This window comes from Streptomyces violascens (assembly GCF_014649955.1).
Lineage (GTDB): Bacteria > Actinomycetota > Actinomycetes > Streptomycetales > Streptomycetaceae > Streptomyces > Streptomyces violascens.
The window spans coordinates 60,424-84,199 of sequence record NZ_BMUA01000031.1 but is presented as its reverse complement, the minus strand read 5'-3'; the positions used below and the strand labels follow the sequence as shown (position 1 = coordinate 84,199).

19 protein-coding genes are annotated in these 23,776 nt (G+C 68.3%); 10 read left to right on the top strand and 9 right to left on the bottom strand.

The features are described 5' to 3' along the window. Nucleotides 1-177 precede the first annotated feature (177 nt). Nucleotides 178-831: a class I SAM-dependent DNA methyltransferase gene (locus IE206_RS36250; protein ID WP_189969919.1), complete on the bottom strand. Its 654-nt coding sequence runs from the start codon at nucleotides 829-831 to the stop codon at nucleotides 178-180. Between the two features lie 81 nt (nucleotides 832-912). Further along, on the bottom strand, nucleotides 913-2,406 hold the full coding sequence (dnaB, locus tag IE206_RS36245) for a replicative DNA helicase (RefSeq protein ID WP_189969917.1): 1,494 nt from the start codon (nucleotides 2,404-2,406) through the stop codon (nucleotides 913-915). Between the two features lie 423 nt (nucleotides 2,407-2,829). Between dnaB and IE206_RS36240 the strand changes: the two genes are divergently transcribed. After that, nucleotides 2,830-4,179 (top strand): MATE family efflux transporter, encoded by a 1,350-nt coding sequence (locus tag IE206_RS36240; protein ID WP_189969915.1) that lies wholly within the window; start codon nucleotides 2,830-2,832, stop codon nucleotides 4,177-4,179. 167 nt (nucleotides 4,180-4,346) lie between these two features. Here IE206_RS36240 and rplI read toward each other — a convergent pair whose 3' ends face one another. From rplI to rpsF, 4 genes are all read right to left on the bottom strand, one after another. Beyond that, the gene (gene rplI, locus IE206_RS36235; protein WP_114038679.1) at nucleotides 4,347-4,793 is read right to left on the bottom strand and encodes a 50S ribosomal protein L9; all 447 of its coding nucleotides are present in this window, start codon (nucleotides 4,791-4,793) and stop codon (nucleotides 4,347-4,349) included. Between the two features lie 18 nt (nucleotides 4,794-4,811). Then, the gene (gene rpsR / locus IE206_RS36230; protein WP_005315025.1) at nucleotides 4,812-5,048 is read right to left on the bottom strand and encodes a 30S ribosomal protein S18; all 237 of its coding nucleotides are present in this window, start codon (nucleotides 5,046-5,048) and stop codon (nucleotides 4,812-4,814) included. Between the two features lie 44 nt (nucleotides 5,049-5,092). Continuing rightward, a complete protein-coding gene (locus IE206_RS36225) occupies nucleotides 5,093-5,683 on the bottom strand; it encodes a single-stranded DNA-binding protein (protein ID WP_189969913.1) in 591 nt (196 codons plus the stop codon). Nucleotides 5,684-5,757: 74 nt separating this feature from the next. Then, nucleotides 5,758-6,048: a 30S ribosomal protein S6 gene (rpsF, locus tag IE206_RS36220; RefSeq protein ID WP_053724701.1), complete on the bottom strand. Its 291-nt coding sequence runs from the start codon at nucleotides 6,046-6,048 to the stop codon at nucleotides 5,758-5,760. A gap of 265 nt (nucleotides 6,049-6,313) precedes the next feature. On the opposite strand from rpsF, the gene IE206_RS36215 reads away from it, so the two are divergent. From IE206_RS36215 to IE206_RS36205, 3 genes are all read left to right on the top strand, one after another. Next, a complete protein-coding gene (locus IE206_RS36215) occupies nucleotides 6,314-6,628 on the top strand; it encodes a hypothetical protein (protein WP_189969911.1) in 315 nt (104 codons plus the stop codon). A gap of 146 nt (nucleotides 6,629-6,774) precedes the next feature. Next, entirely contained in the window at nucleotides 6,775-7,893 is a 1,119-nt protein-coding gene (locus IE206_RS36210; RefSeq protein WP_189969909.1) for a lipid II:glycine glycyltransferase FemX, read from the top strand. 66 nt (nucleotides 7,894-7,959) lie between these two features. Then, a complete protein-coding gene (locus IE206_RS36205; RefSeq protein ID WP_189969906.1) occupies nucleotides 7,960-8,991 on the top strand; it encodes an alanine racemase in 1,032 nt (343 codons plus the stop codon). Nucleotides 8,992-9,080: 89 nt separating this feature from the next. Here IE206_RS36205 and IE206_RS36200 read toward each other — a convergent pair whose 3' ends face one another. Both IE206_RS36200 and IE206_RS36195 read right to left on the bottom strand, forming a co-directional pair. Then, nucleotides 9,081-10,589, bottom strand: coding sequence for a glycosyltransferase family 87 protein (locus tag IE206_RS36200; RefSeq protein WP_189969904.1), 1,509 nt, complete (start codon nucleotides 10,587-10,589; stop codon nucleotides 9,081-9,083). A 134-nt stretch (nucleotides 10,590-10,723) separates the two neighbouring features. Continuing rightward, the gene (locus IE206_RS36195; RefSeq protein ID WP_189969902.1) at nucleotides 10,724-13,396 is read right to left on the bottom strand and encodes a transglycosylase domain-containing protein; all 2,673 of its coding nucleotides are present in this window, start codon (nucleotides 13,394-13,396) and stop codon (nucleotides 10,724-10,726) included. A 375-nt stretch (nucleotides 13,397-13,771) separates the two neighbouring features. On the opposite strand from IE206_RS36195, the gene IE206_RS36190 reads away from it, so the two are divergent. The 4 genes from IE206_RS36190 (at nucleotide 13,772) to IE206_RS36175 (ending at nucleotide 17,513) form a co-directional block, all read left to right on the top strand. Continuing rightward, complete coding sequence (locus IE206_RS36190; protein ID WP_161245733.1) at nucleotides 13,772-14,455, top strand: PadR family transcriptional regulator; 684 nt, start codon at nucleotides 13,772-13,774, stop codon at nucleotides 14,453-14,455. Nucleotides 14,456-14,505: 50 nt separating this feature from the next. Then, on the top strand, nucleotides 14,506-15,588 hold the full coding sequence (locus tag IE206_RS36185) for an inositol-3-phosphate synthase (RefSeq protein ID WP_189969900.1): 1,083 nt from the start codon (nucleotides 14,506-14,508) through the stop codon (nucleotides 15,586-15,588). An 83-nt stretch (nucleotides 15,589-15,671) separates the two neighbouring features. Beyond that, a complete protein-coding gene (locus IE206_RS36180) occupies nucleotides 15,672-16,940 on the top strand; it encodes an MFS transporter (RefSeq protein ID WP_189969899.1) in 1,269 nt (422 codons plus the stop codon). Nucleotides 16,941-17,045: 105 nt separating this feature from the next. Next, entirely contained in the window at nucleotides 17,046-17,513 is a 468-nt protein-coding gene (locus tag IE206_RS36175) for an LppU/SCO3897 family protein (RefSeq protein WP_189969897.1), read from the top strand. 87 nt (nucleotides 17,514-17,600) lie between these two features. On the opposite strand, the gene IE206_RS36170 is transcribed toward IE206_RS36175, so the two are convergent. Beyond that, on the bottom strand, nucleotides 17,601-19,043 hold the full coding sequence (locus tag IE206_RS36170) for a CCA tRNA nucleotidyltransferase (protein WP_189969895.1): 1,443 nt from the start codon (nucleotides 19,041-19,043) through the stop codon (nucleotides 17,601-17,603). A gap of 193 nt (nucleotides 19,044-19,236) precedes the next feature. Between IE206_RS36170 and IE206_RS36165 the strand changes: the two genes are divergently transcribed. After that, nucleotides 19,237-21,555, top strand: a complete 2,319-nt coding sequence (locus IE206_RS36165; RefSeq protein ID WP_189969893.1) for a DUF6049 family protein — start codon at nucleotides 19,237-19,239, stop codon at nucleotides 21,553-21,555. Between the two features lie 45 nt (nucleotides 21,556-21,600). Next, nucleotides 21,601-23,769: a murein biosynthesis integral membrane protein MurJ gene (murJ, locus tag IE206_RS36160; protein WP_189969891.1), complete on the top strand. Its 2,169-nt coding sequence runs from the start codon at nucleotides 21,601-21,603 to the stop codon at nucleotides 23,767-23,769. Nucleotides 23,770-23,776: the final 7 nt, after the last annotated feature.

The window sequence follows — 23,776 nt, the reverse complement described above, 5'->3', positions numbered from 1 at the left end:
CTGATAACCGAGCAGTTACAAACGTACACAGCTGAGCAGATCAGAGAGTACGCGGACAGTCGGCCTCTCCCGCTCATCGCGTCCCCCGGCCCGGAACATCAGGAGCCGTCGGCGTGGGTGAACTCAGTTGATTGCGGCCGCAGTTGATCAGTGGGCACCAGCGAGGGAGTCCGTCCACTACTGACTGCCAGTCCGGCGACGCGCGAAGACAATTCCGCCGAGCGGGCTCTCGGCCGAGCTGAGCGTCATCTGCGCCTCGACCGTGAAGCCCGCGTCATCGAGCCAGGCGGAGACTTGGGCCGGCTGACGACGATGCACGTGGACCTTCATCGCGTGACCTCCGTAACCTCGCGTCTTCAGCCTCGACTCATCTCCCACATGAAAGCCGAGCAGCAGCAGTCCACCGGGCCGCACCACCCGCCGGAAGTGGCCGAAGACCGGCCCGACCTCGTCGTCAGGGACGTGGATCAGGGAGTACCAGGCCACCAGCCCCGCCACCGAGGCATCGGCGAGGTCCAGGTCCGTCATGGAACCGACCTCGAACCGCAGGCCGGGGTGCTCACGCCGGGCCGTCTCGACCATCGCGGGCGACAGATCGATCCCGAACGCGTCCAGGCCGAGGCTTCGCAGATGGGCCGTGATCCTCCCCGGCCCGCACCCCACGTCCGCGACAGGACCCCCGTCAGTGGCTTGCACAAGCTCGGCGAACAGCGCCAGGACGGAGCGTTCGTACGGCGTTTCGTCCAGGAGGTCCCGCACCTGGTCCGCGTAACTGGTGGCGACGGTGTCGTAGGACGTGCGAGTGTCGGCCAGCCAGCTTTCGGTACTCATGCCCGGAGACGCTAATCCACCGGCCGAGGCCAGTGAACCCGCCCGGGCGCACCTGCCGAGCGGAGTCGGCCCGTCCCGGGATCAGGTCGCCGCCATGTCCACGAAGCGCGAGTAGTGGCCCTGGAAGGCCACAGTGATGGTCGCGGTCGGGCCGTTACGGTGCTTGGCCACGATCAGGTCCGCCTCGCCGGCGCGGGGCGACTCCTTCTCGTAGGCATCCTCACGGTGCAGCAGGATGACCATGTCCGCGTCCTGCTCGATGGAGCCGGATTCACGCAGGTCGGACACCATCGGCTTCTTGTCGGTGCGCTGCTCGGGGCCACGGTTCAGCTGCGAGAGCGCGATCACCGGCAGCTGAAGCTCCTTGGCGAGGAGCTTCAGGTTTCGCGACATGTCCGAGACTTCCTGCTGACGGCTCTCGGCGCGCTTCGAGCCGCCGGACTGCATCAGCTGCAGGTAGTCGATGACGACGAGGCGGAGGTCGTTGCGCTGCTTCAGGCGGCGGCACTTGGCGCGGATTTCCATCATCGACAGGTTTGGCGAGTCGTCGATGTAGAGCGGCGCCTGGGAGACATCGGGCATACGGCGGGCCAGGCGCGTCCAGTCGTCGTCGGTCATGGTGCCGGAGCGCATGTGGTGCAGCGCTACCCGCGCCTCGGCCGACAACAGACGCATCGCGATCTCGTTGCGCCCCATTTCGAGCGAGAAGATCACGCTGGGCAGGTTGTGCTTGATCGAACAGGCTCGCGCGAAGTCCAGCGCCAGCGTGGACTTACCCATCGCGGGACGGGCGGCGATGACGACCATCTGGCCGGGGTGCAGCCCGTTGGTGAGCGAGTCGAAGTCGGTGAACCCGGTCGGCACTCCGGTCATCTCGCCGCTGCGCGAGCCGATCGCCTCGATCTCGTCGAGCGCGCCTTCCATGATGTCGCCGAGCGGCAGGTAGTCCTCGCTGGTGCGCTGCTCGGTGACCGCGTAGATCTCGGCCTGCGCGGAGTTGACGATGTCGTCGACGTCGCCGTCCGCCGCGTATCCCATCTGCGTGATCTTGGTGCCCGCCTCGACGAGCCTGCGGAGCACCGCCCGCTCGTGGACGATCTCCGCGTAGTACGAGGCGTTGGCCGCCGTCGGCACCGACTGGACCAGCGTGTGCAGATACGAGGCGCCGCCGACCCGGGTGATCTCGCCGCGCTTGACCAGCTCGGCGGCGACCGTGATGGGGTCGGCGGGCTCGCCCTTGGCGTAGAGGTCGAGGATCGCCGTGTAGACGGTCTCGTGCGCGGGCTTGTAGAAGTCGTGGCCCTTGATGATCTCCACGACGTCCGCGATGGCGTCCTTGGAGAGCAGCATGCCGCCGAGAACGGACTGCTCGGCGTCGATGTCCTGGGGGGGCACCCGCTCGAAGCCGGGGGACCCGCCGTCCCAGTCGTCCTGGCCGCGGTCGTGCTGGTCGTCACGGCCCCTGCCGCGACCACGGCCTCGGCCCTCACTGTCGCCGCGCTGGCGGGAAACAGGCAGACGGTCACTTGGACCGGTCTCGGCCCAGGGCTCGTCCAACGGCTCGGGAATGCTCACCGGGCCACCTCCTCCCGTCCGCTCCGCGGACCTAGCCGTGCCACTCTTTCTACGGCACGACACTGACAAAACGAGAAGCCCGACTCCGGTTCCGGCGCGTCGGGCGCCGGACCACGTTAGGCCCGCCGGCGGCGTCAGCCAATCTGGTTATCCACAGGGCATGTGGACGAACGACCGGATGCTGTGGAGAAGTCTTCGGAACCTGTGCACGGACCGGGGGACAGCACTGTGGACAAAGTCATAACCCTTCGACGATGACCACTCTGACCTGCACTTTCTCCATCCACTGGCTGTGGGGGAGAAAAACTTTCCCGACTGGCTCAAGATCTCGGCGAACGACACCCACAAGAAGCGGGCTCCACCTCCGAAGTAAGGATCACAGATGCATTGCGTCCATTACCTGTGGAAGATTAGATTGACCCCATGAAACAGGCCCCCGCGACACCGGAGAGCGACCGGCGCAGCTCCCGGCGCCGCCCCGATCGCGAGATCGTGGCCCTCGCCGTTCCCGCCTTCGGAGCCCTCGTAGCCGAGCCGCTCTTCTTGATGGCCGACAGCGCGATCGTGGGCCACCTCGGCACCCCGCAACTGGCCGGTTTGGGTATTGCCTCCCCCTTGCTCACCACTGCCGTGAGCATCTTCGTCTTCCTCGCGTACGCCGCCACCGCAGCCGTCTCCCGCAGGGTCGGCGCCGGCGATCTGCGGGCCGCGATCCGCCAGGGCATGGACGGCATCTGGCTCGCGCTGCTCCTGGGCGCCGCGGTCGTCGCCGCCGTACTGCCCACCGCCCCCTGGCTGGTCGGCCTCCTCGGCGCCTCGGACACCGCCGCTCCGTACGCCACGACCTATCTCCGCGTCTCCGCCCTCGGCATCCCGGCAATGCTCGTCGTGCTCGCCTCGACCGGTGTACTGCGCGGCCTCCAGAACACCAGGACGCCCCTGTACGTCGCCATGGGCGGCTTCGCAGCCAACGGCGTGCTCAACCTGGGCCTTGTCTACGGCGCCGGGCTCGGCATCGCCGGGTCGGCCTGGGGCACCGTCATCGCCCAGTTCGGTATGGCCGCCGTCTATCTCACCGTGGTGGTGCGCGGGGCCCGACGCCACGGCGCCTCTCTCCGGCCGGACATCGCAGGCATCAGGAACAGCGCCCAGGCCGGCGTACCGCTCCTGGTCCGCACGCTCTCGCTGCGTGCCGTCCTGATGATCGCCACCGCTGTCGCCGCTCGCCTGGGCGACGTCGACATCGCCGCCCACCAGATCATCCTGTCCCTGTGGAATCTGATGGCCTTCGCCCTCGACGCGATCGCCATCGCTGGGCAGGCGATCATCGGCCGCTATCTGGGCGCCGGCGACGCCAAGGGCGCCAAGCAGGCCTGCCGTCGCATGGTGGAGTGGGGCGTCGCCTTCGGAGCGGTGCTCGGCGTGCTCGTGGTGGCGGCCCGCCCGCTCTTCATCCCGCTCTTCACCAGCGACGGGACCGTCCAGGACACCCTGCTGCCGGCTCTGCTCGTGGTTGCCCTCATCCAGCCGGTCGCCGGCGTCGTCTTCGTACTCGACGGCGTGCTCATGGGCGCGGGTGACGGCCCCTATCTGGCCCGGGCCATGCTGGTGACCCTGGTCGTCTTCGCCCCGGTCGCCCTGCTCGTGCCGGCCCTCGGCGGCGGGCTGACCACGCTCTGGTGGGCCATGGCCCTGATGATGACGGTCCGCATGCTGACCCTCGGCTGGCGGGCTCGCTCCGGACGCTGGCTGGTCACCGGCGCGACGCGCTGAGCGTCGGCGCCACGGGGCGGCCACGCGGAGCCCGTGAAACTCCCCGCACGACGTTTCACGTGAAACACAGTCCTCCGCTCGCTGCAGCTCGGTGTGTTTCACGTGAAACACAGCAGAATGGGCCGCACCCCGAGGGGTGCGGCCCATTCTGCTGTGCTGTGCAGTGCTTAGGCGGCGATGACCTCGACGCCAAGCTTCGCGACAACGTCGGCGTGCAGACGCACGGACACCTGGTGGGCACCCAGGGTCTTGATCGGCGCACCGAGCTCGACGCGGCGCTTGTCCACGTCCGGGCCACCGGCAGCCTTGATCGCCGCAGCGACGTCGGCCTGGGTGACGGAGCCGAAGAGACGGCCGGCGTCGCCGGAGCGAACGGCCAGACGCACCTTCACGCCCTCGAGCTGGGCCTTGACCTCGTTGGCCTGCTCGATGGTCGCGATCTCGTGGATCTTGCGCGCACGACGGATCTGCGCGACATCCTTCTCGCCACCCTTGGTCCAGCGGATCGCGAAACCACGCGGGACCAGGTAGTTGCGAGCGTAGCCGTCCTTGACGTCAACGACGTCGCCGGCAGTGCCGAGGCCAGAGACCTCGTGGGTGAGGATGATCTTCATTTTTCGGTCACCCTTCCCTTATCGCGCGGTGGACGTGTAGGGCAGCAGCGCCATCTCACGGCTGTTCTTGACGGCCGTGGCGACGTCACGCTGGTGCTGCGTGCAGTTGCCGGTCACGCGACGGGCACGGATCTTGCCGCGGTCGGAAATGAACTTCCGCAGCATGTTCGTGTCCTTGTAGTCCACGTAAGCGGTCTTGTCCTTGCAGAACGCGCAGACCTTCTTCTTAGGCTTGCGCACAGGCGGCTTCGCCATGGTGTTTCTCCTGTGTGATCAAGAAGTGGGGGTTACGAGCTGCCCTAGAAGGGCGGCTCGTCCGAGTAGCCGCCGCCGGAGCTTCCGCCCCAGCCGCCACCGCCGCCGCTGCCACCCTGCGGCTGTCCGCCGCCGGTCGGCGCGCTGGAGGCCCACGGGTCGTCGGCGGGAGCACCGCCGCCACCCTGCTGGCCACCGCTGGGGGCTCCGCCCCAGTTGCCGCCGCCCTGCTGCTGACCGCCGCCGCCGTACCCACCCTGGCCACCGCGACCGGTGGTCTTGGTGACCTTGGCCGTGGCGTTCTTGAGGCTGGGGCCGACTTCCTCGACGTCCAGCTCGTAGACCGTGCGCTTGATGCCCTCGCGGTCCTCGTAGGACCGCTGCTTCAGCCGGCCCTGCACGACGACGCGCATGCCTCGCTGGAGCGACTCGGCGACGTTCTCCGCCGCCTGACGCCAGACCGAGCAGGTCAGGAACAGGCCTTCGCCGTCCTTCCACTCATTGGTCTGACGGTCGAAGGTGCGGGGAGTCGACGCGACACGGAACTTCGCGACGGCCGCACCCGAGGGGGTGAAGCGCAGCTCGGGGTCGTCGACGAGATTGCCGACGACCGTGATGACGGTCTCGCCTGCCATGGATGAACCTCTCGGCGGGGATTGCTGCTGGCTGCTGTGTTGCTACTCGGACCCGATTACCTCTGAGCGGAAGCTCAGTGGGTCTCGGGACGGAGGACCTTGGTCCGGAGGACCGACTCGTTCAGGTTCATCTGACGGTCGAGCTCCTTGACGACCGCAGGCTCGGCCTGAAGGTCGATGACCGTGTAGATGCCCTCGGGCTTCTTCTTGATCTCGTAGGCGAGACGACGACGGCCCCAGGTGTCGACCTTCTCAACCTTTCCGTTGCCCTCGCGGACGACGGAGAGGAAGTTCTCGATCAGGGGAGAGACAGCGCGCTCCTCCAGATCGGGGTCGAGGATGACCATCACCTCGTAGTGACGCATGTGGAACCCACCTCCTTTGGACTCAGCGGCCACGGTCGTTCCGTGGCAGGAGGGTCGTGATGCGTAAGCAACGGTATCGGCCCCCACTGACAATCCCCCTCCGAGAGGAGCGGGACGGCATGCGGGCACGGCTGACACCGGTGCAGACCGTCCAGAGTACCTGTTGACCCGCTTCCGGTTGAAATCCAGTGGGCAGGGGACGCAATCTGTACACATCGGGTGTGTGCGGCGTCACCCTTCGCCGCCTTCCGCCAGGAGGTGCCCCATGGCACAAGCAGTGCGACCGAACGCCGTCTCCCTCTTCGCCACCGACGGCAAACCCCATCCGCTCCAGGACACGTTCGCGGCCGTCACGGTCGTCCTGGGCGTGCTGGCCTTCACCACGGCGTGGTTCTACAACCTCCACCTGGTCAGCTCGTGGGCCGGCCTCGTCGGCATCCTCACGGGCGCCTACGGCCAGTTCATCTCGGCGACGACGCGCGAACGATTCCTGTTGATCCTCGGCCTCGGCGCATCCGCTGTCGGCTTCTTCCTCGGCATGGCCCACGGCGGCCTCTTCGGCGGTGTCGTCGGCGGCTGAGCGACGCGCGGCACCCCCCACCACCGGATGGTCGTACAGCCCATCGCCGTACGGCCATCCGGGGCGCTCCTGCGGCCCAGTAGGCTTCGGCACGAGAGCCGGAGCCCCTGTACCCATGGGGACACACCTGCCGAGGAGCGCCCCGCATGAGCCTGACCCTGAGGACCATCAGCCGTGAGCAGCATCTGGCGTACATCCAGAGCCTGCCCGCGGCGAGCCACTGCCAGGTCCCGGCGTGGGCTGACGTCAAGACGGAATGGCGTTCGGAGAGCCTCGGCTGGTTCGACAAGAGCGGCGAGCTCGTAGGCGCCGGCCTGGTCCTCTACCGCCAGCTCCCCAAGGTCAAGCGCTACTTGGCGTACCTGCCCGAGGGCCCGGTCATCAACTGGTACGCGCCCAACCTGGACGAGTGGCTGAAGCCGATGCTCGCGCACCTCAAGCAGCAGGGCGCGTTCTCGGTGAAGATGGGGCCGCCGGTCGTCATCCGCCGCTGGGACTCGACGGCCATCAAGTCGGGCATCCAGGACCCCGATGTGAAGCGTCTGCGCGATGTCGAGGCCACCCACATCGAGCCGCGTGCCTTCGAAGTCGCCGACCGGCTGCGGAAGATGGGCTGGCAGCAGGGCGAGGACGGCGGCGCCGGGTTCGGCGACGTCCAGCCGCGCTACGTCTTCCAGGTCCCGCTGGCCAACCGCTCGCTCGATGACGTCCTCAAGGGCTTCAACCAGCTGTGGCGCCGCAACATCAAGAAGGCCGAGAAGGCCGGCGTCGAGGTCGTCCAGGGCGGCTACGAGGACCTCGCCGAGTGGCAGCGCCTGTACGAGATCACCGCGGTGCGCGACCACTTCCGGCCGCGTCCCCTGTCGTACTTCCAGCGCATGTGGACGGTCCTCAACTCCGAGGACCCCAACCGGATGCGGCTCTACTTCGCGCGCCACAACGGAGTGAACCTCTCGGCCGCGACGATGCTCGTCGTCGGTGGCCACGTCTGGTACTCCTACGGCGCCTCCGACAACATCGGCCGCGAGGTGCGGCCCTCCAACGCGATGCAGTGGCGGATGCTCCGCGACGCCTACGCGATGGGCGCGACGGTCTACGACCTGCGCGGCATCTCCGACTCCCTCGACGAGACCGACCACCTCTTCGGCCTCATCCAGTTCAAGGTGGGCACCGGCGGCGAGGCGGCCGAGTACCTCGGCGAGTGGGACTTCCCGCTCAACAAGCTGCTCCACAAGGCGCTGGACATGTATATGTCGCGCCGCTGACCGGTTGCGTAACCTCGTTCTTCGTACCTCCGACACATCGCAGCCATCAGAAAGGTCCGGACGGCCATGGCGCTCACCCTCTATGTCGACTCCGCTCGCTGGCGGGCGCACCAGAAGTCCGTGATCGACCAGTTCCCGGGCATCGTCCCGGTCTGCAAGGGCAACGGCTACGGCTTCGGCCACGAGCGGCTCGCGGACGAGGTGTCCCGCTTCGGCTCGGACATCCTGGCGGTCGGCACCACCTACGAAGCCGCCAGCATCAAGGACTGGTTCAGCGGCGATCTGCTCGTCCTGACGCCGTTCCGGCGCGGCGAGGAGCCGGTGCCGCTGCCCGACCGCGTCATCCGCTCGGTCTCCTCGGTGGACGGTGTGCACGCCCTGGTGGGCGCCCGCGTGGTCATCGAGTGCATGAGCTCGATGAAGCGGCACGGTGTGAAGGAGGAGGAGCTCGGCATGCTCCGCTCCGCCATCGAGGACGTACGGCTCGAAGGCTTTGCGCTGCACCTTCCGCTGGACCGCACCGACGGCTCGGACGCCGTCGAGGAGGTCATCGCGTGGATGGACCGGCTGCGCGCGGCCCGGCTGCCGCTGCACACCATGTTCGTCAGCCATCTGCGCGCCGAAGAGCAGGCCCGGCTGCAGCAGCAGTTCCCGCAGACCCGCTTCCGCGCCCGCATCGGTACGCGGCTGTGGCTCGGCGACCACGAGGCAACCGAGTACCGCGGCTCCGTCCTCGACGTCACCCGGGTCGCCAAGGGCGACCGGTTCGGCTACCGCCAGCAGAAGGTCGCCTCCGACGGCTGGCTGGTCGTGGTCGCCGGCGGCACCTCGCACGGTGTGGGCCTGGAGGCCCCGAAGGCCCTGCACGGCGTGATGCCGCGGGCCAAGGGCGTCGCCCGCGCGGGGCTCGCCACCGTCAACCGCAACCTGTCCCCGTTCGTCTGGGCGGGCAAGCAGCGCTGGTTCGCGGAGCCGCCGCACATGCAGGTGTCGATCCTCTTCGTGCCGTCGGATTCTCAGGAGCCGCACGTGGGCGACGAGTTGGTGGCCCACCTGCGCCACACCACCACGCAGTTCGACCGCCTGGTCGAGCGCTAGACAGAACCGCCCGCAGGGCGCTCAAGACATCGGGCCCCTGGCCGACGACAGCCGCCGTCGGCCAGGGGCCCGAGCTTTTCCACGAGCTTTCAGGACGCGGGGGTTCTCGTCCCCCACTCGACCCGCGGGCCCTCTTCGAGCGTCGCCGCGTGCCGCGGGGGATGCGCCGCCTGTCCCAGCACGAACACGTCCTCGGCCCGGTCCAGAACCCCGCCCGACGGGTCGTCCGAGCCGTCCCGCCGTACGACGTCCCGCTCCGGCATCAGGATGTCGCGCACCACGACGGCGCACAGATACAGCGTGGTCAACAGATGTGCGGCGATGGCCAGTTGATAGCCCTCGGGCGGCAGGCCCTGGTGCTTCTCGCCGCTCATCGTGTAGGCGAGATACAGCCAGATACCCAGGAAGTAGACGACCTCGCCGGCCTGCCAGATCAGGAAGTCCCGCCAGCGCGGCCGGGCGAGCGCGGCCAGCGGGATCAGCCACAGGACGTACTGCGGCGAGTAGACCTTGTTGGTGATGATGAACGCGGCGACGACCAAGAAGGCGAGCTGCGCAAACCGCGGGCGGCGCGGCGCGGTGAGCGTGAGCACCGCGATTCCCGCGCAGGCGAGAACCATGAGGAGCGCGGCAAGAGTGTTCACCATGTCGGTGTCCAGGCCCTTGCCCGTACGCTGCGAAATGATCAGCCAGAACGAACCGAAGTCGACGGACCGCTCCTGGCTGAAGGTGTAGAACTTCTTCCACCCCTCGGGGGCGAGCATCATCACCGGCAGGTTCACGATCAGCCAGGCACCGGCCGCACCCAGCATCGCAGCCCCGAATTCCCGCCATTTCCCGGCCCGCCAGCACAGCACGAGCAGCGGCCCGAGGATCAGTACGGGGTAGAGCTTCGCGGCCGTCGCCAGGCCGATCAGGATGCCGAAGGCGAGCGTCCGGCCACGCGACCACATCAGCATGGCGGCCGCGGTCAGCGCGACGGCGAACAGGTCCCAGTTGATGGTGGCCGTGAGTGCGAAGGCGGGGGCCAGCGCGACAAGGAGGGCGTCCCAGGGGCGGCGGCGGTGCGTGCGCGTGACACAGACGGCGATGACGGCCGTGCAGGCCATCAGCATCCCCGCGTTGACCAGCCAGTACATCTGCTCGCGGTGCTGCATGTCGCCGCTGCCCGGCGTCAGCCAGGAGGCGACCTCCATGAACAGTCCGGTCAGCACCGGGTACTCGAGGTAGTTCATGTCGCCGTTGAGGCGGTCGAAGTACGGCACCAGGTTGTCGGCGAAGCCGCGGAGCGAGTACAGGTGCGGGATGTCGGAGTAGCAGGCGTGCGTGTACTGCGAATTGGCGCCGCGGAACCAGGCCCAGTCGTAGCACGGCAGCTTCTGGGCCATACCCAGGGCGAACATCCCGATCGCGACGAGCACCACGATTCTGATCGGAGTGAGCCAGTGGTAGCCGGGCCTGGCCCAGCGGCCGAGCGGTCCACCGATCAGCTGGCTGCCGGCCGCGGCGACCTCGTCCTGTTCCGTGGGGCGCACGACGGGTTCCGCGGAGTCTCCGCGGCGGTCCTCGTACACACGGGGGCTCGTCTCGCTCGTCATGCCCGACATCCTGCCGTACACCGCTGTGGATACGGGGAGCGGCCGTGTTTCACGTGAAACGAAGACGCTGTTTCACGTGAAACGAGGGGTGGTGTTTCACGTGAAACACCACCCCTCGTCTTCAGTCGGCGCGTCTAGCCGTTGGGCCCTGCGATCCAGCCGCCGGGGCCATTACCGGGTTTCGATCTGCTGGGCGTCGGGCTGGGACTGATCCCGCCGTCCACTCCACCGTTCGTCGGACCCTGATTGGTGCCGCCGGTGTCGTTACAGGTCCAGTCCCACTTGCTGCAGGAACTGCTGGGGCTGGGGGACGGGGACATCGACGGAGTGCTGGAGGGCTTACCGGACGGGGACTGCGAGGGCGAGGGGCTCGAGGACGGGGGTGCGCTGGGTGCGGGCGACATGCCACCGCCGTAGACCTTGTCGCCGATCTTCTCGGGAGCCGGGAAGGTCTCGGCGGGGGAGTTGCCGAGCGCCTGCTCCATGTAGTCGTGCCAGATGGTCGAAGGGAACGACGCGCCGTGGATCTTCTCCTGGCCGCCAGTCCCGAACATCTTCAGGAACTCGCGCTTCTTGCTGGTCTCGTTGTCGTCGAGGCGGTACATGCCGACGGCGGTCGAGTACTGCGGGGTATAGCCGACGAACCACGCCGACCGGTTGCCGTCGGTGGTGCCGGTCTTGCCGGCCACCTGACGCCCGCTGAGCTTGGCGTTCGTGCCGGTGCCCTTGTCGACCACGCCCTTCAGGACGTCCGTGACGTTGTTGGCCACGGCGGCGGGGAAGGCGCTCTTGGTCTGGTCCTCGTGCTTGTAGATCGTGTTGCCGTCCTTCTTCACCGACGTGACGGAGAACGGGTCGCGCTGGGTACCGCTGGCGGCGAAGGTGGCGTACGCACCGGCCATCCGGATCGCGCTGGGCGACGACGTACCGATGGAGAACGACGGCACGCTGGAGGAGGCCATGCTGGTCTTGCTGTCGCGCAGGCCCGCGGCCATGGCGGCCTGCTTCACCTTGTCGGTGCCGACGTCCATGCCGAGCTGGACATAGGGAGTGTTCACCGATTCCTGCATGGCATAGCGGAGGTCGATGGCGTAGCTCGGCGGGTTGTAGGACTCATCACCATCGTTGGTCTGCAGCCACTCGCCGCCGTTCTGGTCCTTCCAGATCGTCCCGTCGTAGTTCTTGATCTTCAGCTTGTTCTTGCCGCTGTAGATGCTGTCCGGCGAGACGGGCGTCCGGGACGAGTCGCTCTGCGACGCCGGCTTGTTCGGGTCGCGCTTTCCGTACTGCATCCCGGCCGCGAGGACGAACGGCTTGAAGGTCGAGCCGACCTGGGCACCGGTTTCGTCGGCATTGTTGGTGAAGTGCTTGGTGGCGTCGTCACCGCCATAGATGGCTACGAGGGCCCCGGTCTTCACATCCACCGAAGCCGCGCCGAACTGGACGAACGTGTCGTACTTGGGTCGCTTCTTCGGATCGATGTTCTTGTCCCGGACCTGCTTGACCACGCTCTCCATCTCCTGGACCTTCTTCTTGTCGAAGGTCGTGTAGATCTGGTAGCCGCCCTTGGCCAAGTCGATGTCCGGGTTGTTGTTCTTCGCGGACGCCTGGGCGAGAGACACGAGGTAGCCGATCTGGCCGCCCAGATTCGCGTTCTTCTTCGGCTTGTCGGGCATCGGGAAGACCTTGTACTTGGCGCGCTCGGCCGCATCCATGTGCTTGTCCTTGACCTCCTGGTCGAGGATCCAGCCCCAGCGCTCCGTGGCGTTCTTCGTGTTCTGCTCGGCGGTGGCCGCCGGGTCGATCTCCGGTGCGCCGGCCGGGTCGAAGTAGGTCGCGCCCTTGAGGAGCGAGGCGAGGAAGGCGCACTGGCTCGGGTCGAGGTCCTTGGCGTCCTTGCTGTAATACGTGCGGGCCGCAGCCTGCAGGCCGTAGGCGCCGCGGCCGTAGTACGCGGTGTTCAGGTACCCGGCCATGATTTCGCTCTTCTGCCTGGTCGCGCCGACCTTGATGGAGATGAAGAGCTCTTTGAACTTACGGGTGATGGTCTGCGACTGGTCGTTGAGCTGGGCGTTCTTCACGTACTGCTGCGTAATGGTCGAGCCGCCCTGGGTCTGGCCGCCCTTGGCCATGTTCAGCACGGCGCGGGCGATGCCCTGGGGGTCGACGCCGCTGTCGGTCTCGAACGTCTTGTTCTCGGCCGAGATGACGGCGTACCGCATCGCCGCCGGGATCTGCTCGTACGGGATGATCTGGCGGTTGACCTCCCCGCCCGTGGCGACCATCTGCGAGCCGTCGGCCCAGTAGTAGACGTTGTTCTGTGCTTTCGCCGCCTGGGCCACATCCGGGATGGCCACCATGTAGTAGGCCACGCCGATGAAGGCGACCAGCAGGCCGAGACAGCCCAGGCAGCAGGCGCTCACAAGCTTCCAGGACGGCACCCAGCGGCGCCAGCCCTGCTTGCCGGAGCGCGGGTAGTCGATGAACCGCTTCTTGGGCGGCCGGCCACCGCCCGCACCGCCCCGGCCCGCCCGGCGTCCCGGTCCGCCCGGAGGCCCCGCGCCGTCGGGGCCGCGCCTGCGGCCGCCTCCGCGCTGGGCCCGGCGGGCCTCGGCCCGGCCACCATGGCTGGACTCCGCATGCGGGGCCGACGGCGATCCGTACGAACCGGACGGCGAGTGGGCCGAAGTGTCCGGGGATCCGGTCGGCCGGGCCGCCCTACGACCGGAGGGCTGTTGCGCGGCGCGCCGGGCCGCGGCACGTCCACCGCCCTGGGGCTGCGGCGGTTTGCGACGGTGCTCGCTCATCGAACGACTACTCCTCGGGCAGGCGAGAGCGCCTGGAAACGGCAGCTGATTTCCTGTCCCCCCGGCGTGAGCGGCTACCCCGTGAAGGGCACGGCCACGCCACAGCCCATGTGCCGATGGCGCTGGACACGCCGACGCCCCCTGACGTCACTCGGCACACAGTGATCTGCATGGCGCACAGACTACGCACGCTCAAAACCGCCCTAGGGCCGAAGTTCACCCCAAATCAGGCATGTTGCTGGCTATGAATTGAGGATGTGACGCCGTTCACCATGGTCCCTCTTGTCGCAGCTGCGGCACCGCTCTATCGTGCTGATGTATCGAGTCGATACATCAGCACGGCATAAAGGTCCCCGAAGGCTGAGGAGGCGAAGGATGAGCAGGCGCTCCGGCATCCTCGAATTCGCCGTACTCGGGCTGCTCCGCGAGGCTCCGATGCACGGTTACGAGCTGCGCAAGCGGCTCAACACCTCGCTGGGGATCTTCCGGGCCTTCAGTTACGGGACCCTCTACCCCTGCCTCAAGACGCTGGTCGCCAACGGCTGGTTGATCGAGGAGCCGGGCAGCGCTCCCGAGGACGCGCTCGCCGCTTCACTCGCAGGGCGCCGCGCCAAGATCGTCTACCGGTTGACGGCGGAAGGTAAGGAGCACTTCGAGGAGCTGCTCTCCCACACCGGCCCCGACACCTGGGAGGACGAGCACTTCGCCGCCCGTTTCGCCTTCTTCGGCCAGACGGAGCGAGAGGTGCGGATGCGCGTGCTGGAAGGTCGTCGCAGCCGCCTGGAGGAGCGCCTCGAGAAGATGCGCGCTTCCCTGGCCCGTACGCGCGAGCGCCTGGACGACTACACGCTCGAGCTGCAGCGCCACGGCATGGAGTCCGTGGAGCGCGAAGTGCGCTGGCTGAACGAGCTCATCGAGAGCGAGCGGGCGGGACGGGATCAGCGATCCGGTCCCGCCACCGGCTCCGCTCAGCAGGATCACACATCAGGAGAGACGGGCGGCCTGCCCCGGCACCGGGACAGCACCCGGCCGGATCCGTCCGAGGACACCGCCAACTGAAGGCCCTGCACACGCAGGACTTCGAAGAGATCGAACAGGGAGCAACCGGAATGGGTTCGGTTCGTGTAGCCATCGTCGGCGTGGGCAACTGCGCCGCCTCGCTGGTGCAGGGCGTCGAGTACTACAAGGACGCCGACCCGGCCACCAAGGTCCCGGGTCTGATGCACGTCCAGTTCGGCGACTACCACGTCGGTGACGTGGACTTCGTTGCCGCGTTCGACGTCGACGCCAAGAAGGTCGGTCTCGACCTCTCGGACGCCATCGGTGCCAGCGAGAACAACACCATCAAGATCTGCGACGTCCCGAACAAGGGCGTCACGGTCCAGCGCGGCCACACCCTGGACGGTCTCGGCAAGTACTACCGCATGACCATCGAGGAGTCCGCCGAAGCTCCGGTCGACGTCGTCCAGGTCCTCAAGGACAAGCAGGTCGACGTTCTGGTCTGCTACCTGCCGGTCGGTTCCGAGGACGCCGCGAAGTTCTACGCGCAGTGCGCCATCGACGCCAAGGTCGCGTTCGTCAACGCTCTCCCGGTCTTCATCGCCGGCACCAAGGAGTGGGCGGACAAGTTCACCGAGGCGGGCGTCCCGATCGTCGGCGACGACATCAAGTCGCAGGTCGGCGCGACCATCACGCACCGCGTGATGGCGAAGCTGTTCGAGGACCGCGGTGTCCGTCTTGAGCGCACCATGCAGCTCAACGTGGGCGGCAACATGGACTTCAAGAACATGCTGGAGCGCGACCGCCTGGAGTCCAAGAAGATCTCGAAGACGCAGGCCGTCACCTCGCAGATCCCGGACCGCGACATGGGCGAGAAGAACGTCCACATCGGTCCCTCGGACTACGTGGCCTGGCTGGACGACCGCAAGTGGGCGTACGTGCGCCTCGAGGGCCGTGCCTTCGGTGACGTTCCGCTGAACCTGGAGTACAAGCTCGAGGTCTGGGACTCCCCGAACTCGGCGGGTGTCATCATCGACGCCCTGCGCGCCGCGAAGATCGCCAAGGACCGCGGCATCGGCGGCCCGATCCTGTCGGCGTCGAGCTACTTCATGAAGTCCCCGCCGGTGCAGTACTTCGACGACGAGGCCTTCGCCAACGTCGAGAAGTTCATCAAGGGCGAGGTCGAGCGCTAGAGCTCGCACCCCTGAGGACTGCCGAAGGGTCCCCGTGCGCCATCCGCGCACGGGGACCCTTCGGGTATGTGACGCTTGCTCACATGCCCGTCGTACGTGATCTCCGCGTGCTCCTGCGCCTGAAGCATTTCCGGCACCTGCTGGCCGTACGACTGCTGTCCCAAGCCGCGGACGGCGTCTACCAGGTAGCCCTCGCCGCGTACGTCGTCTTCTCCCCCGAAAAACAGGCCTCGCCCGGCGCGATCGCCTCCGCCATGGCCGTCCTCCTCCTCCCGTACTCGCTCGTCGGCCCGTTCGCGGGAGTGCTGCTCGACCGCTGGCGACGGCGCCAGGTCTTTCTGTACGGCAATCTCCTGCGGGCCGCACTGGCCGGCTGCACCGCGCTGCTCGTCCTCGGGTCCGCGCCGGACTGGCTCTTCTACGCCTCCGCGCTCGCCGTGACGGCCGTCAACCGCTTCGTCCTGGCCGGGCTCTCGGCCTCGTTGCCCCGGGTGGTGGACGCCGAGCGGCTCGTCATGGCCAACTCGCTCTCCCCGACCGCGGGGACGCTGGCCGCCACCGCCGGAGGCGGCCTGGCCTTCGCGTTGCGTCTCGTGATCGACGCGGATGCCGCGACCGTCGTTCTGGGCGCCGTCCTCTATCTCTGCGCATCCCTGGCCTCCCTGCGCCTGCCGCCCGGCCTGCTGGGGCCGGACCCCACGGCCGTCCAGCCCGGCCTCGTCGCGGTGATCCGCTCCACGGCACGCGGACTGGCCGACGGCGTACGGCACTTGAACCGGTGCAGGCCGGCCGCCCGGGTCCTCACGGCGATGACGCTCATGCGGTTCTGCTACGGGGCACTGACCGTGATGCTCCTGATGCTCTGCCGGTACGCCTGGGCCGACCGGCCCGGAAACGATGCCGGGACCGATGGTCTCGCGCTGCTCGGGCTCGCCGTGGGCATCTCGGGAGCGGGTTTCTTCGCGGCGGCCGTCATGACCCCATGGGCGGTGGCGCGGCTCGGGCAGTACCGATGGATCGTGGTGTGCTCGGCCACCGCCGCGATCCTCGAACCGGCACTCGGCCTGCCGTTCGCCCCCGCGCCGATGCTGGTCGCCGCCTTCGTCCTCGGCCTCGTCACCCAGGGCGCGAAGATCACCACGGACACGGTGATCCAGTCCACGGTGGACGACTCGTTCCGGGGCCGGATCTTCTCCCTCTACGACGTCCTCTTCAACATGGCGTTCGTCGGCGCCGCCGCGGTCGCCGCCCTGATGCTCCCCCCGGACGGCCGCTCACCCTCCCTCGTCATCACGGTGTCCCTCATCTATGCAGCGGTAGCAGCGTTTATGACCCGTTTTCCGCGCGCGTAAGTGTCACATCGGGGCCACAGAGTGGGCCGCGGTATCGGCGTTGACCTGGGGGCCCGCTAACTTACGGGCGTCATACATCGCCATCTTTATAGGGGGACCCTCTCCGTGACCACGCCGCCCCAGGGCCAGAACCCGTACGCCCAGAACCCCAACGCACCGTACGGGCAGCCCGGACAGCCCGGCTTCCCGCCGCAGGGCGCGCCCTACCAGGGTGTTCCGATGGCCCCGCAGGGCGTCCCGACCCGAGGTGGCGCCAAGAATGCGTTCAAGGCGATCGGCATCGTCGTCGCCCTGATCGTCATAGGCGGCTTGTGGCTCTTCAACCACGACAGCAACGAAGACGCCAAGCAACTGGCCGTCGGCGACTGCCTGTACAACAAGGGCACCGACAGCAGCCCCGACATCCAGCAGGTGAGCTGCACGGACAGCAAGGCGACCAACAAGGTGCTCAAGAAGAGCCCCGGCGCCAGCGTTCCTCAACTGACCTGCCAGAACGTCACCGGAACCACGGCAGCCTTCACGTGGAAGGAAAGGGGCAACTCCTTCACGCTCTGCCTGGGCGACACCAAATAGCACCCTGCACGCGGGGGCGGTGTTTCACGTGAAACACCGCCCCCGCGTCATGCTGTCACCCGGTCATGTTTCACGTGAAACACGACCTCAGCCCTGCGCCGCCCACCATTCCTTCAGAGCCGCGACCGCAGCATCGTGCTCCATCGGCCCGTTCTCCAGGCGCAGTTCCAGCAGATGCTTGTACGCCTGACCGATCGCCGGGCCGGGGCCGATGCCCAGGATCTCCATGATCTGGTTGCCGTCCAGGTCGGGCCGGATCGAGTCCAGCTCCTCCTGCTGCTGAAGCTCCTCGATCCGCTCTTCGAGGCCGTCGTAGGCCCGCGACAGCGCGCTCGCCTTGCGCTTGTTGCGCGTGGTGCAGTCCGAGCGGGTCAGCTTGTGCAGCCGCTCCAGGAGCGGGCCCGCGTCGCGGACGTAGCGGCGCACCGCGGAGTCGGTCCATTCACCGGTGCCGTAGCCGTGGAAGCGCAGATGCAGTTCCACGAGCTTCGAGACGTCCTTGACCATGTCGTTCGAATACTTCAGCGCGGTCATCCGCTTCTTGGTCATCTTCGCGCCGACCACCTCGTGGTGGTGGAAGGAGACCCGCCCGTCCGACTCGAAACGCCGCGTCCTCGGCTTGCCGATGTCGTGCAGCAGTGCTGCGAGCCGCAGCACCAGGTCCGGCCCGTCCTGCTCCAGGTCGATCGCCTGGTCCAGAACCGTCAGCGAGTGCTCGTAGACGTCCTTGTGCCGGTGGTGTTCGTCACTCTCCAGCCGCAGGGCCGGCAGCTCCGGCAGTACGTGGTCGGCGAGCCCGGTGTCGACGAGGAGCCGCAGCCCCTTCTTCGGATGGGCCGAGATCAGCAGCTTGTTCAGCTCGTCCCGCACGCGCTCCGCGGACACGATCTCGATGCGGCCCGACATTTCCGTCATGGCCGTGACGACCTCAGGGGCCACCTCGAAGTCCAGCTGGGCGGCGAAGCGCGCGGCGCGCATCATCCGCAGCGGGTCGTCGGAGAAGGACTCCTCGGGCGTCCCGGGCGTGCGGAGCACCCGCGCGGCCAGGTCCTCAAGGCCTCCGTGCGGGTCGACGAACTCCTTCTGAGGCAGTGCCACCGCCATCGCGTTGACGGTGAAATCGCGGCGGACGAGGTCTTCCTCGATGGAGTCGCCATAGGACACCTCGGGCTTGCGCGACGTCCGGTCGTACGCCTCGGAGCGGTACGTCGTCACCTCGATCTGGTAGCCGTCCTTCTGGCAGCCGACCGTCCCGAAGGCGATCCCGACCTCCCAGACCGCGTCCGCCCACGGCCGCACGATCTTCAGCACGTCCTCGGGCCGGGCATCGGTCGTGAAGTCCAAGTCGTTGCCGAGCCGCCCGAGCAGCGCGTCCCGGACCGAGCCGCCCACGAGGGCGAGCGAGAACCCGGCCTCCTCGAATCGGACGGCGAGGTCGTCCGCGACTGGGGAGACCCGCAGCAATTCGGTCACCGCGCGGCGCTGCACCTGGCTCAGTGCACTGGGATTGTCTTCGTTGGCGTTCGGCACAACAGAAAAGGGTACGTGGCCCGGCCGACCGGGGCGTCACCGTTTATGACCGGCCCCGGTACGCACGCTCCCTCGCCGGTACGGCAATCTTCCGATCATGTGGAGCAGTCCGCGGCACTTCGCCACAGTCCGCCTCGTTACCATGCGTGGACGCAGCAACCGACAGCGACGACAGCGAGGGACGGGCGAGCGCGTGGCCGAGGCGGCAGATTCCCAGGGGATGACTCCCTCTCCTGCCCGCCGGTGGTTGCGCCGCACAGCGGCGCTGCTCGTCGGCGCCCCGTTGTTCGCGGGCCTGCTGTCCGCGACGGCCGCCCCTGCGGCGCACGCGGCCGAGGACGCGGTGGGCGGCCAGAGCGTCCAGGTGTCCCTCGACTCGGTGGCCCCCAAGGCCCCCGTCAAGAGCGACACGCTGACGATCTCCGGCACGGTGACCAACAAGGGCAAGCAGGCCGTCACCGGCGCCCATGTGGGGCTCCGGGTGGGATCGAAGCTGTCCGGACGCAGCGGGATCGACGAGACGGCCGGCCGCACCGGCTACGCGCCGGGCACCGACGCCGCGGAGGTCGCCGACGGCCCCACGGTCAAGTTCGCCAAGCTGGAGGCGGGCGTCAGCCAGGACTTCACGCTCTCGGTGCCGGTCTCCAAGCTGGGCCTGGGCGAAGACGGGGTGTATCCGCTCGGCGTCTCGCTGTCCGGCCAGACCCCGACCCAGCAGTACGACCAGGTGCTCGGCATCCAGCGCACGTTCCTGCCGTGGCAGCCGGACGCCGTCGAGGGCAAGAAGAGCCAGCTCACCTTCCTGTGGCCGCTGATCTCCTCGTCCCACCTCACCGCCCAGACGGGCTCGGACGCCCAGCAGACGCCGGTGTTCGCCGACGATTCCCTGGCCAGGGACATCGGCCCCGGCGGCAGGCTGGAGCAGATGGTCTCGCTCGGCAAGCAGCTGCCCATCACCTGGGTGATCGACCCCGATCTGCTGGCCACCGTCGACGCGATGACCCGCAACTACAAGGTCAAGGTCGGCGACAGCCTGGTCAACGGCACCAGCCAGGACGTGGCCAAGGCGTGGCTGAGTTCACTGGAGGCCGCGGTGCAGGGCGAGAAGGTCGTCGCGCTGCCGTTCGCCGACCCCGACCTGGCCTCGCTCGCCCACCACGGCCGGGACGTCCCGGGCTCGCTGGGGCATCTCCAGAGCGCCACCGAGGTCGCGCAGAAGACCATCGACACGATCCTGCACGTGACCCCGTCGGTCGACTACTCCTGGCCCGTGGACGGCGCCGTCGACCCGTCGATCGTCGACGTGGCCACGTCGGCCGGCGCCCACAACGTGATCGCACGCAGCGACAGCCTGCGGGACACCCTCGCGTACTCGCCCACGGCGACCAGGCCGATCGGCGGCGGCGTCAACGCCATCGTCGCCGACGCCCGGCTCTCCACCGCCTTCCAGGGCGATATGTCCATGGCGGACACCTCGGCCCTGGCCGAGCAGCGATTCCTCGCGCAGACCCTCTCGATCACGCTCCAGGACGCCGACAAGCAGCGCAGCATCGTCGTCGCCCCCCAGCGGATGCCGTCCGTCAGCCAGGCGCAGACGATGTCCGCCGCGCTGCACGCACTGGACCCGCAGCGCTGGACCCAGCCCCTCGACCTGTCCGCGGCGGCCACGGCCAAGCCCGACCCGCTCGCCACCACGAAGGTGCCCGGAGCGGGCGCGTACCCGGACGCGCTGCGCCGGCAGGAACTGCCGCTCGACGCCTTCCAGGACATGAAGAACACCCAGGGCACCCTGGACCGGTTCAAGGTCATCCTGAGCGCGCCCGACCGGGTGGTCACGCCCTTCGGCAACGCGATCAACCGGGAGATGTCGACGTCCTGGCGCGGCGACTCGGGCGGCGCGCAGAACTACCGGGCCGGCGTTCAGCTCTACCTGGACGGTCTGGCCGACCAGGTCCACCTCATCCAGAAGTCGACCGCCACGATGTCGGGGCGCAGCGCCACCATCGCCGTCACCGTGCAGAACAAGCTGGTGCAGGGCGTCGACCACCTGGTGCTGAGACTCCAGCCGAAGAGCCCCACCCGCCTGCAGCTGGGCGAGGACGGCGACGCGATCGGCGAACAGCCGGTCAAGGTCGACGGCGACCGCAGCCAGTCGGTGAAGTTCACCGCCATCGCCAACGCCAACGGCCCCGTTCCGGTGACCGCGCGGCTCTACACCGAGGACGGCACGCCGTACGGTGAGCCGATGGAGTTCACCGTCCAGGTCTCCGAGATCACTCCGACGGTGATGCTGGTCATCGCCGGCGGTGTCCTGCTCCTGGTGCTCGCCGGCATCAGGATGTACACCCACCGCAAGCGCTCCATGGCTCGCGAGGAGTCCGAGGGCGATGACGACCCCGGTCAGTCGAACGGTTCGGCGGACGCCGATCCCGGGCAGCCGAGTGACCCGACACCGGACACCGGTCCGGAAAGCGGGGACGCACCCGGCCCGGGTGAGAAAGTGGACCATTGAGCTATGTCGTGGCCGGTCGGCCGGGGACGATGAGGTGGGGTAACCATGAACGCGCCGTACGACGGTGACCGTGGGCAGGGCGCTGGCAGCGGTGCCGCGCCCTCCGGGGGCATGCCCCCGGCACCCGCCCAGCCGGGCCAGGTCCCGCCGCCGCAGTCCGCGCCCGACCCGTATGTCCAGGACGCCTACGCCTATGACCCCTACCGGTCGCAGGACCTCTCCGCCCAGGACCCGGTGGCCGAGGCGCTCTACGACCGCGCCGCGCACCCACCGCCGCCCCCGGGCACCTACGCCGAGCAGCCGTCGCTCTACCAGCAGCCGGCCGCCCAGCAGTACGCGCCCGACCCGCGGATCTGGGCGCAGACCCCGCCGCCCGAGCCCGAGGGTCCCTCGCGCCATCTGCCCTACGGCGACGACGCGAGGACCACGCAGTTCGTGGGCGTCGACGACCTGGTCACCCAGGCGGGTGAGGAACTGCCCGAGCAGGACGCGTTCGCCCACCTCTACCGGGACCAGCAGCAGGCGGGCCAGCCCCCGGCTCCCTCGGCGCCGGAACAGGCCCCCGAGCCGCCCCCGAAGCCGGCCGGACGCGCCTCCAGCCTGATGAAGTCCAGCGCCGTGATGGCCGCGGGCACCCTGGTGTCCCGCCTCACGGGCTTCGTACGCAGCCTGGTGATCACCGCGGCGCTGGGTGCGGCCCTGCTCGGTGACACGTTCACCATCGCGCTCACCCTGCCGACGATGATCTACATCCTCACCGTCGGCGGCGGTCTGAACTCGGTGTTCGTGCCCCAGCTGGTGCGCTCCATGAAGGACGACGAGGACGGCGGCGAGGCCTACGCCAACCGTCTCCTCACCCTCGTCATGGTGGCGCTCGGCACCATCGTCGCGCTCGCCGTCGTCGGGGCGCCGCTGCTGATCCAGCTGATGTCGCCGACCATCGGCAACGACGCGGCCGCCAACAGCGTCGCCGTCACGTTCGCCCGCTACTGCCTGCCCACGATCTTCTTCATGGGCGTGCACGTGGTGATGGGCCAGATCCTCAACGCCCGCGGCAAATTCGGCGCGATGATGTGGACCCCGGTCCTCAACAACATCGTGATGATCTGCACGTTCGGCCTGTTCATCTGGGTGTACGGCACTTCCGCCGAGTCCCACATGGGCGTCCAGACCATCCCGCAGGACGGTGTCCGGCTGCTCGGCATCGGCACCCTGCTCGGCCTGGTCGTGCAGGCCCTGGCGATGCTTCCCTACCTCCGCGAGACCGGCTTCCGCTTCCGGCCGCGCTTCGACTGGAAGGGCCACGGGCTCGGCAAGACGGTCAAGCTCGCCAAGTGGACGGTGATGTTCGTGCTCGCCAACCAGGCCGGCGTCATCGTGGTCACCCGGTTCGCCACGGCCGCGGGCAAGGAGTCGGGGCGCTCCGGCGCCGGCTTCCTTGCCTACTCCAACGCCCAGCTGATCTGGGGCATGCCGCAGGCCATCATCACCGTCTCGGTCATGGCCGCACTGCTGCCGCGCATCTCGCGTGCCGCGCACGACAACGACCCGGGCGCGGTCCGCGACGACATCTCGCAGGGCCTGCGGAACTCGGCGGTCGCGATCGTGCCGGTCGCCTTCGCCTTCCTCGCGCTCGGCGTCCCCATGTGCACCCTGCTGTACGCGTCCAGCGGTGTCGAGGCCGCCCAGTCCATGGGCTTCATCCTGATGGCGTTCGCGCTCGGCCTGATCCCGTACTCGGTGCAGTACGTCGTCCTGCGCGGCTTCTACGCGTACGAGGACACCCGCACGCCCTTCTACAACACGGTCATCGTGGCCGCCGTCAACGCGGCCGCCTCGGCCGCCTGCTACGTAGTGCTTCCCGCCCGATGGGCGGTCGTGGGCATGGCCGCCGCATACGGGCTTGCCTACGCCGTGGGCGTCGGGGTGGCCTGGCGGCGGCTGCGCAACCGGCTGGGCGGCGATCTGGACGGTGCGCACGTCCTGCGTACGTACGCCCGCCTCTGCCTCGCCGCGGTGCCGGCCGCGCTGGTCGGTGGCGCGGTCGGCTTCGGCCTCCTCAGGTTCCTGGGCGAGGGCGCGGGAGGATCGGTCGTGGCGCTGGTCGTCGGCGGTGCCGTGCTGCTGGGCGTCTTCTTCCTCGCGGCCAAGCGGATGCGCATCGAAGAGCTCAACGCCATGGTCGGTATGGTGCGCGGGCGGCTCGGCCGCTGAGGCCGGA

Bases quoted from the DNA above. Each gene is read 5' to 3' on its own strand.
- IE206_RS36250 (WP_189969919.1), bottom strand. From the start codon at position 831: ATGAGTACCGAAAGCTGGCTGGCCGACACTCGCACGTCCTACGACACC.
- IE206_RS36240 (WP_189969915.1), top strand. From the start codon at position 2,830: ATGAAACAGGCCCCCGCGACACCGGAGAGCGACCGGCGCAGCTCCCGG.
- rplI (WP_114038679.1), bottom strand. From the start codon at position 4,793: ATGAAGATCATCCTCACCCACGAGGTCTCTGGCCTCGGCACTGCCGGC.
- rpsR (WP_005315025.1), bottom strand. From the start codon at position 5,048: ATGGCGAAGCCGCCTGTGCGCAAGCCTAAGAAGAAGGTCTGCGCGTTC.
- IE206_RS36225 (WP_189969913.1), bottom strand. From the start codon at position 5,683: ATGGCAGGCGAGACCGTCATCACGGTCGTCGGCAATCTCGTCGACGAC.
- rpsF (WP_053724701.1), bottom strand. From the start codon at position 6,048: ATGCGTCACTACGAGGTGATGGTCATCCTCGACCCCGATCTGGAGGAG.
- IE206_RS36215 (WP_189969911.1), top strand. From the start codon at position 6,314: ATGGCACAAGCAGTGCGACCGAACGCCGTCTCCCTCTTCGCCACCGAC.
- IE206_RS36210 (WP_189969909.1), top strand. From the start codon at position 6,775: ATGAGCCTGACCCTGAGGACCATCAGCCGTGAGCAGCATCTGGCGTAC.
- IE206_RS36205 (WP_189969906.1), top strand. From the start codon at position 7,960: ATGGCGCTCACCCTCTATGTCGACTCCGCTCGCTGGCGGGCGCACCAG.
- IE206_RS36200 (WP_189969904.1), bottom strand. From the start codon at position 10,589: ATGACGAGCGAGACGAGCCCCCGTGTGTACGAGGACCGCCGCGGAGAC.
- IE206_RS36195 (WP_189969902.1), bottom strand. From the start codon at position 13,396: ATGAGCGAGCACCGTCGCAAACCGCCGCAGCCCCAGGGCGGTGGACGT.
- IE206_RS36190 (WP_161245733.1), top strand. From the start codon at position 13,772: ATGAGCAGGCGCTCCGGCATCCTCGAATTCGCCGTACTCGGGCTGCTC.
- IE206_RS36185 (WP_189969900.1), top strand. From the start codon at position 14,506: ATGGGTTCGGTTCGTGTAGCCATCGTCGGCGTGGGCAACTGCGCCGCC.
- IE206_RS36180 (WP_189969899.1), top strand. From the start codon at position 15,672: ATGCCCGTCGTACGTGATCTCCGCGTGCTCCTGCGCCTGAAGCATTTC.
- murJ (WP_189969891.1), top strand. From the start codon at position 21,601: ATGAACGCGCCGTACGACGGTGACCGTGGGCAGGGCGCTGGCAGCGGT.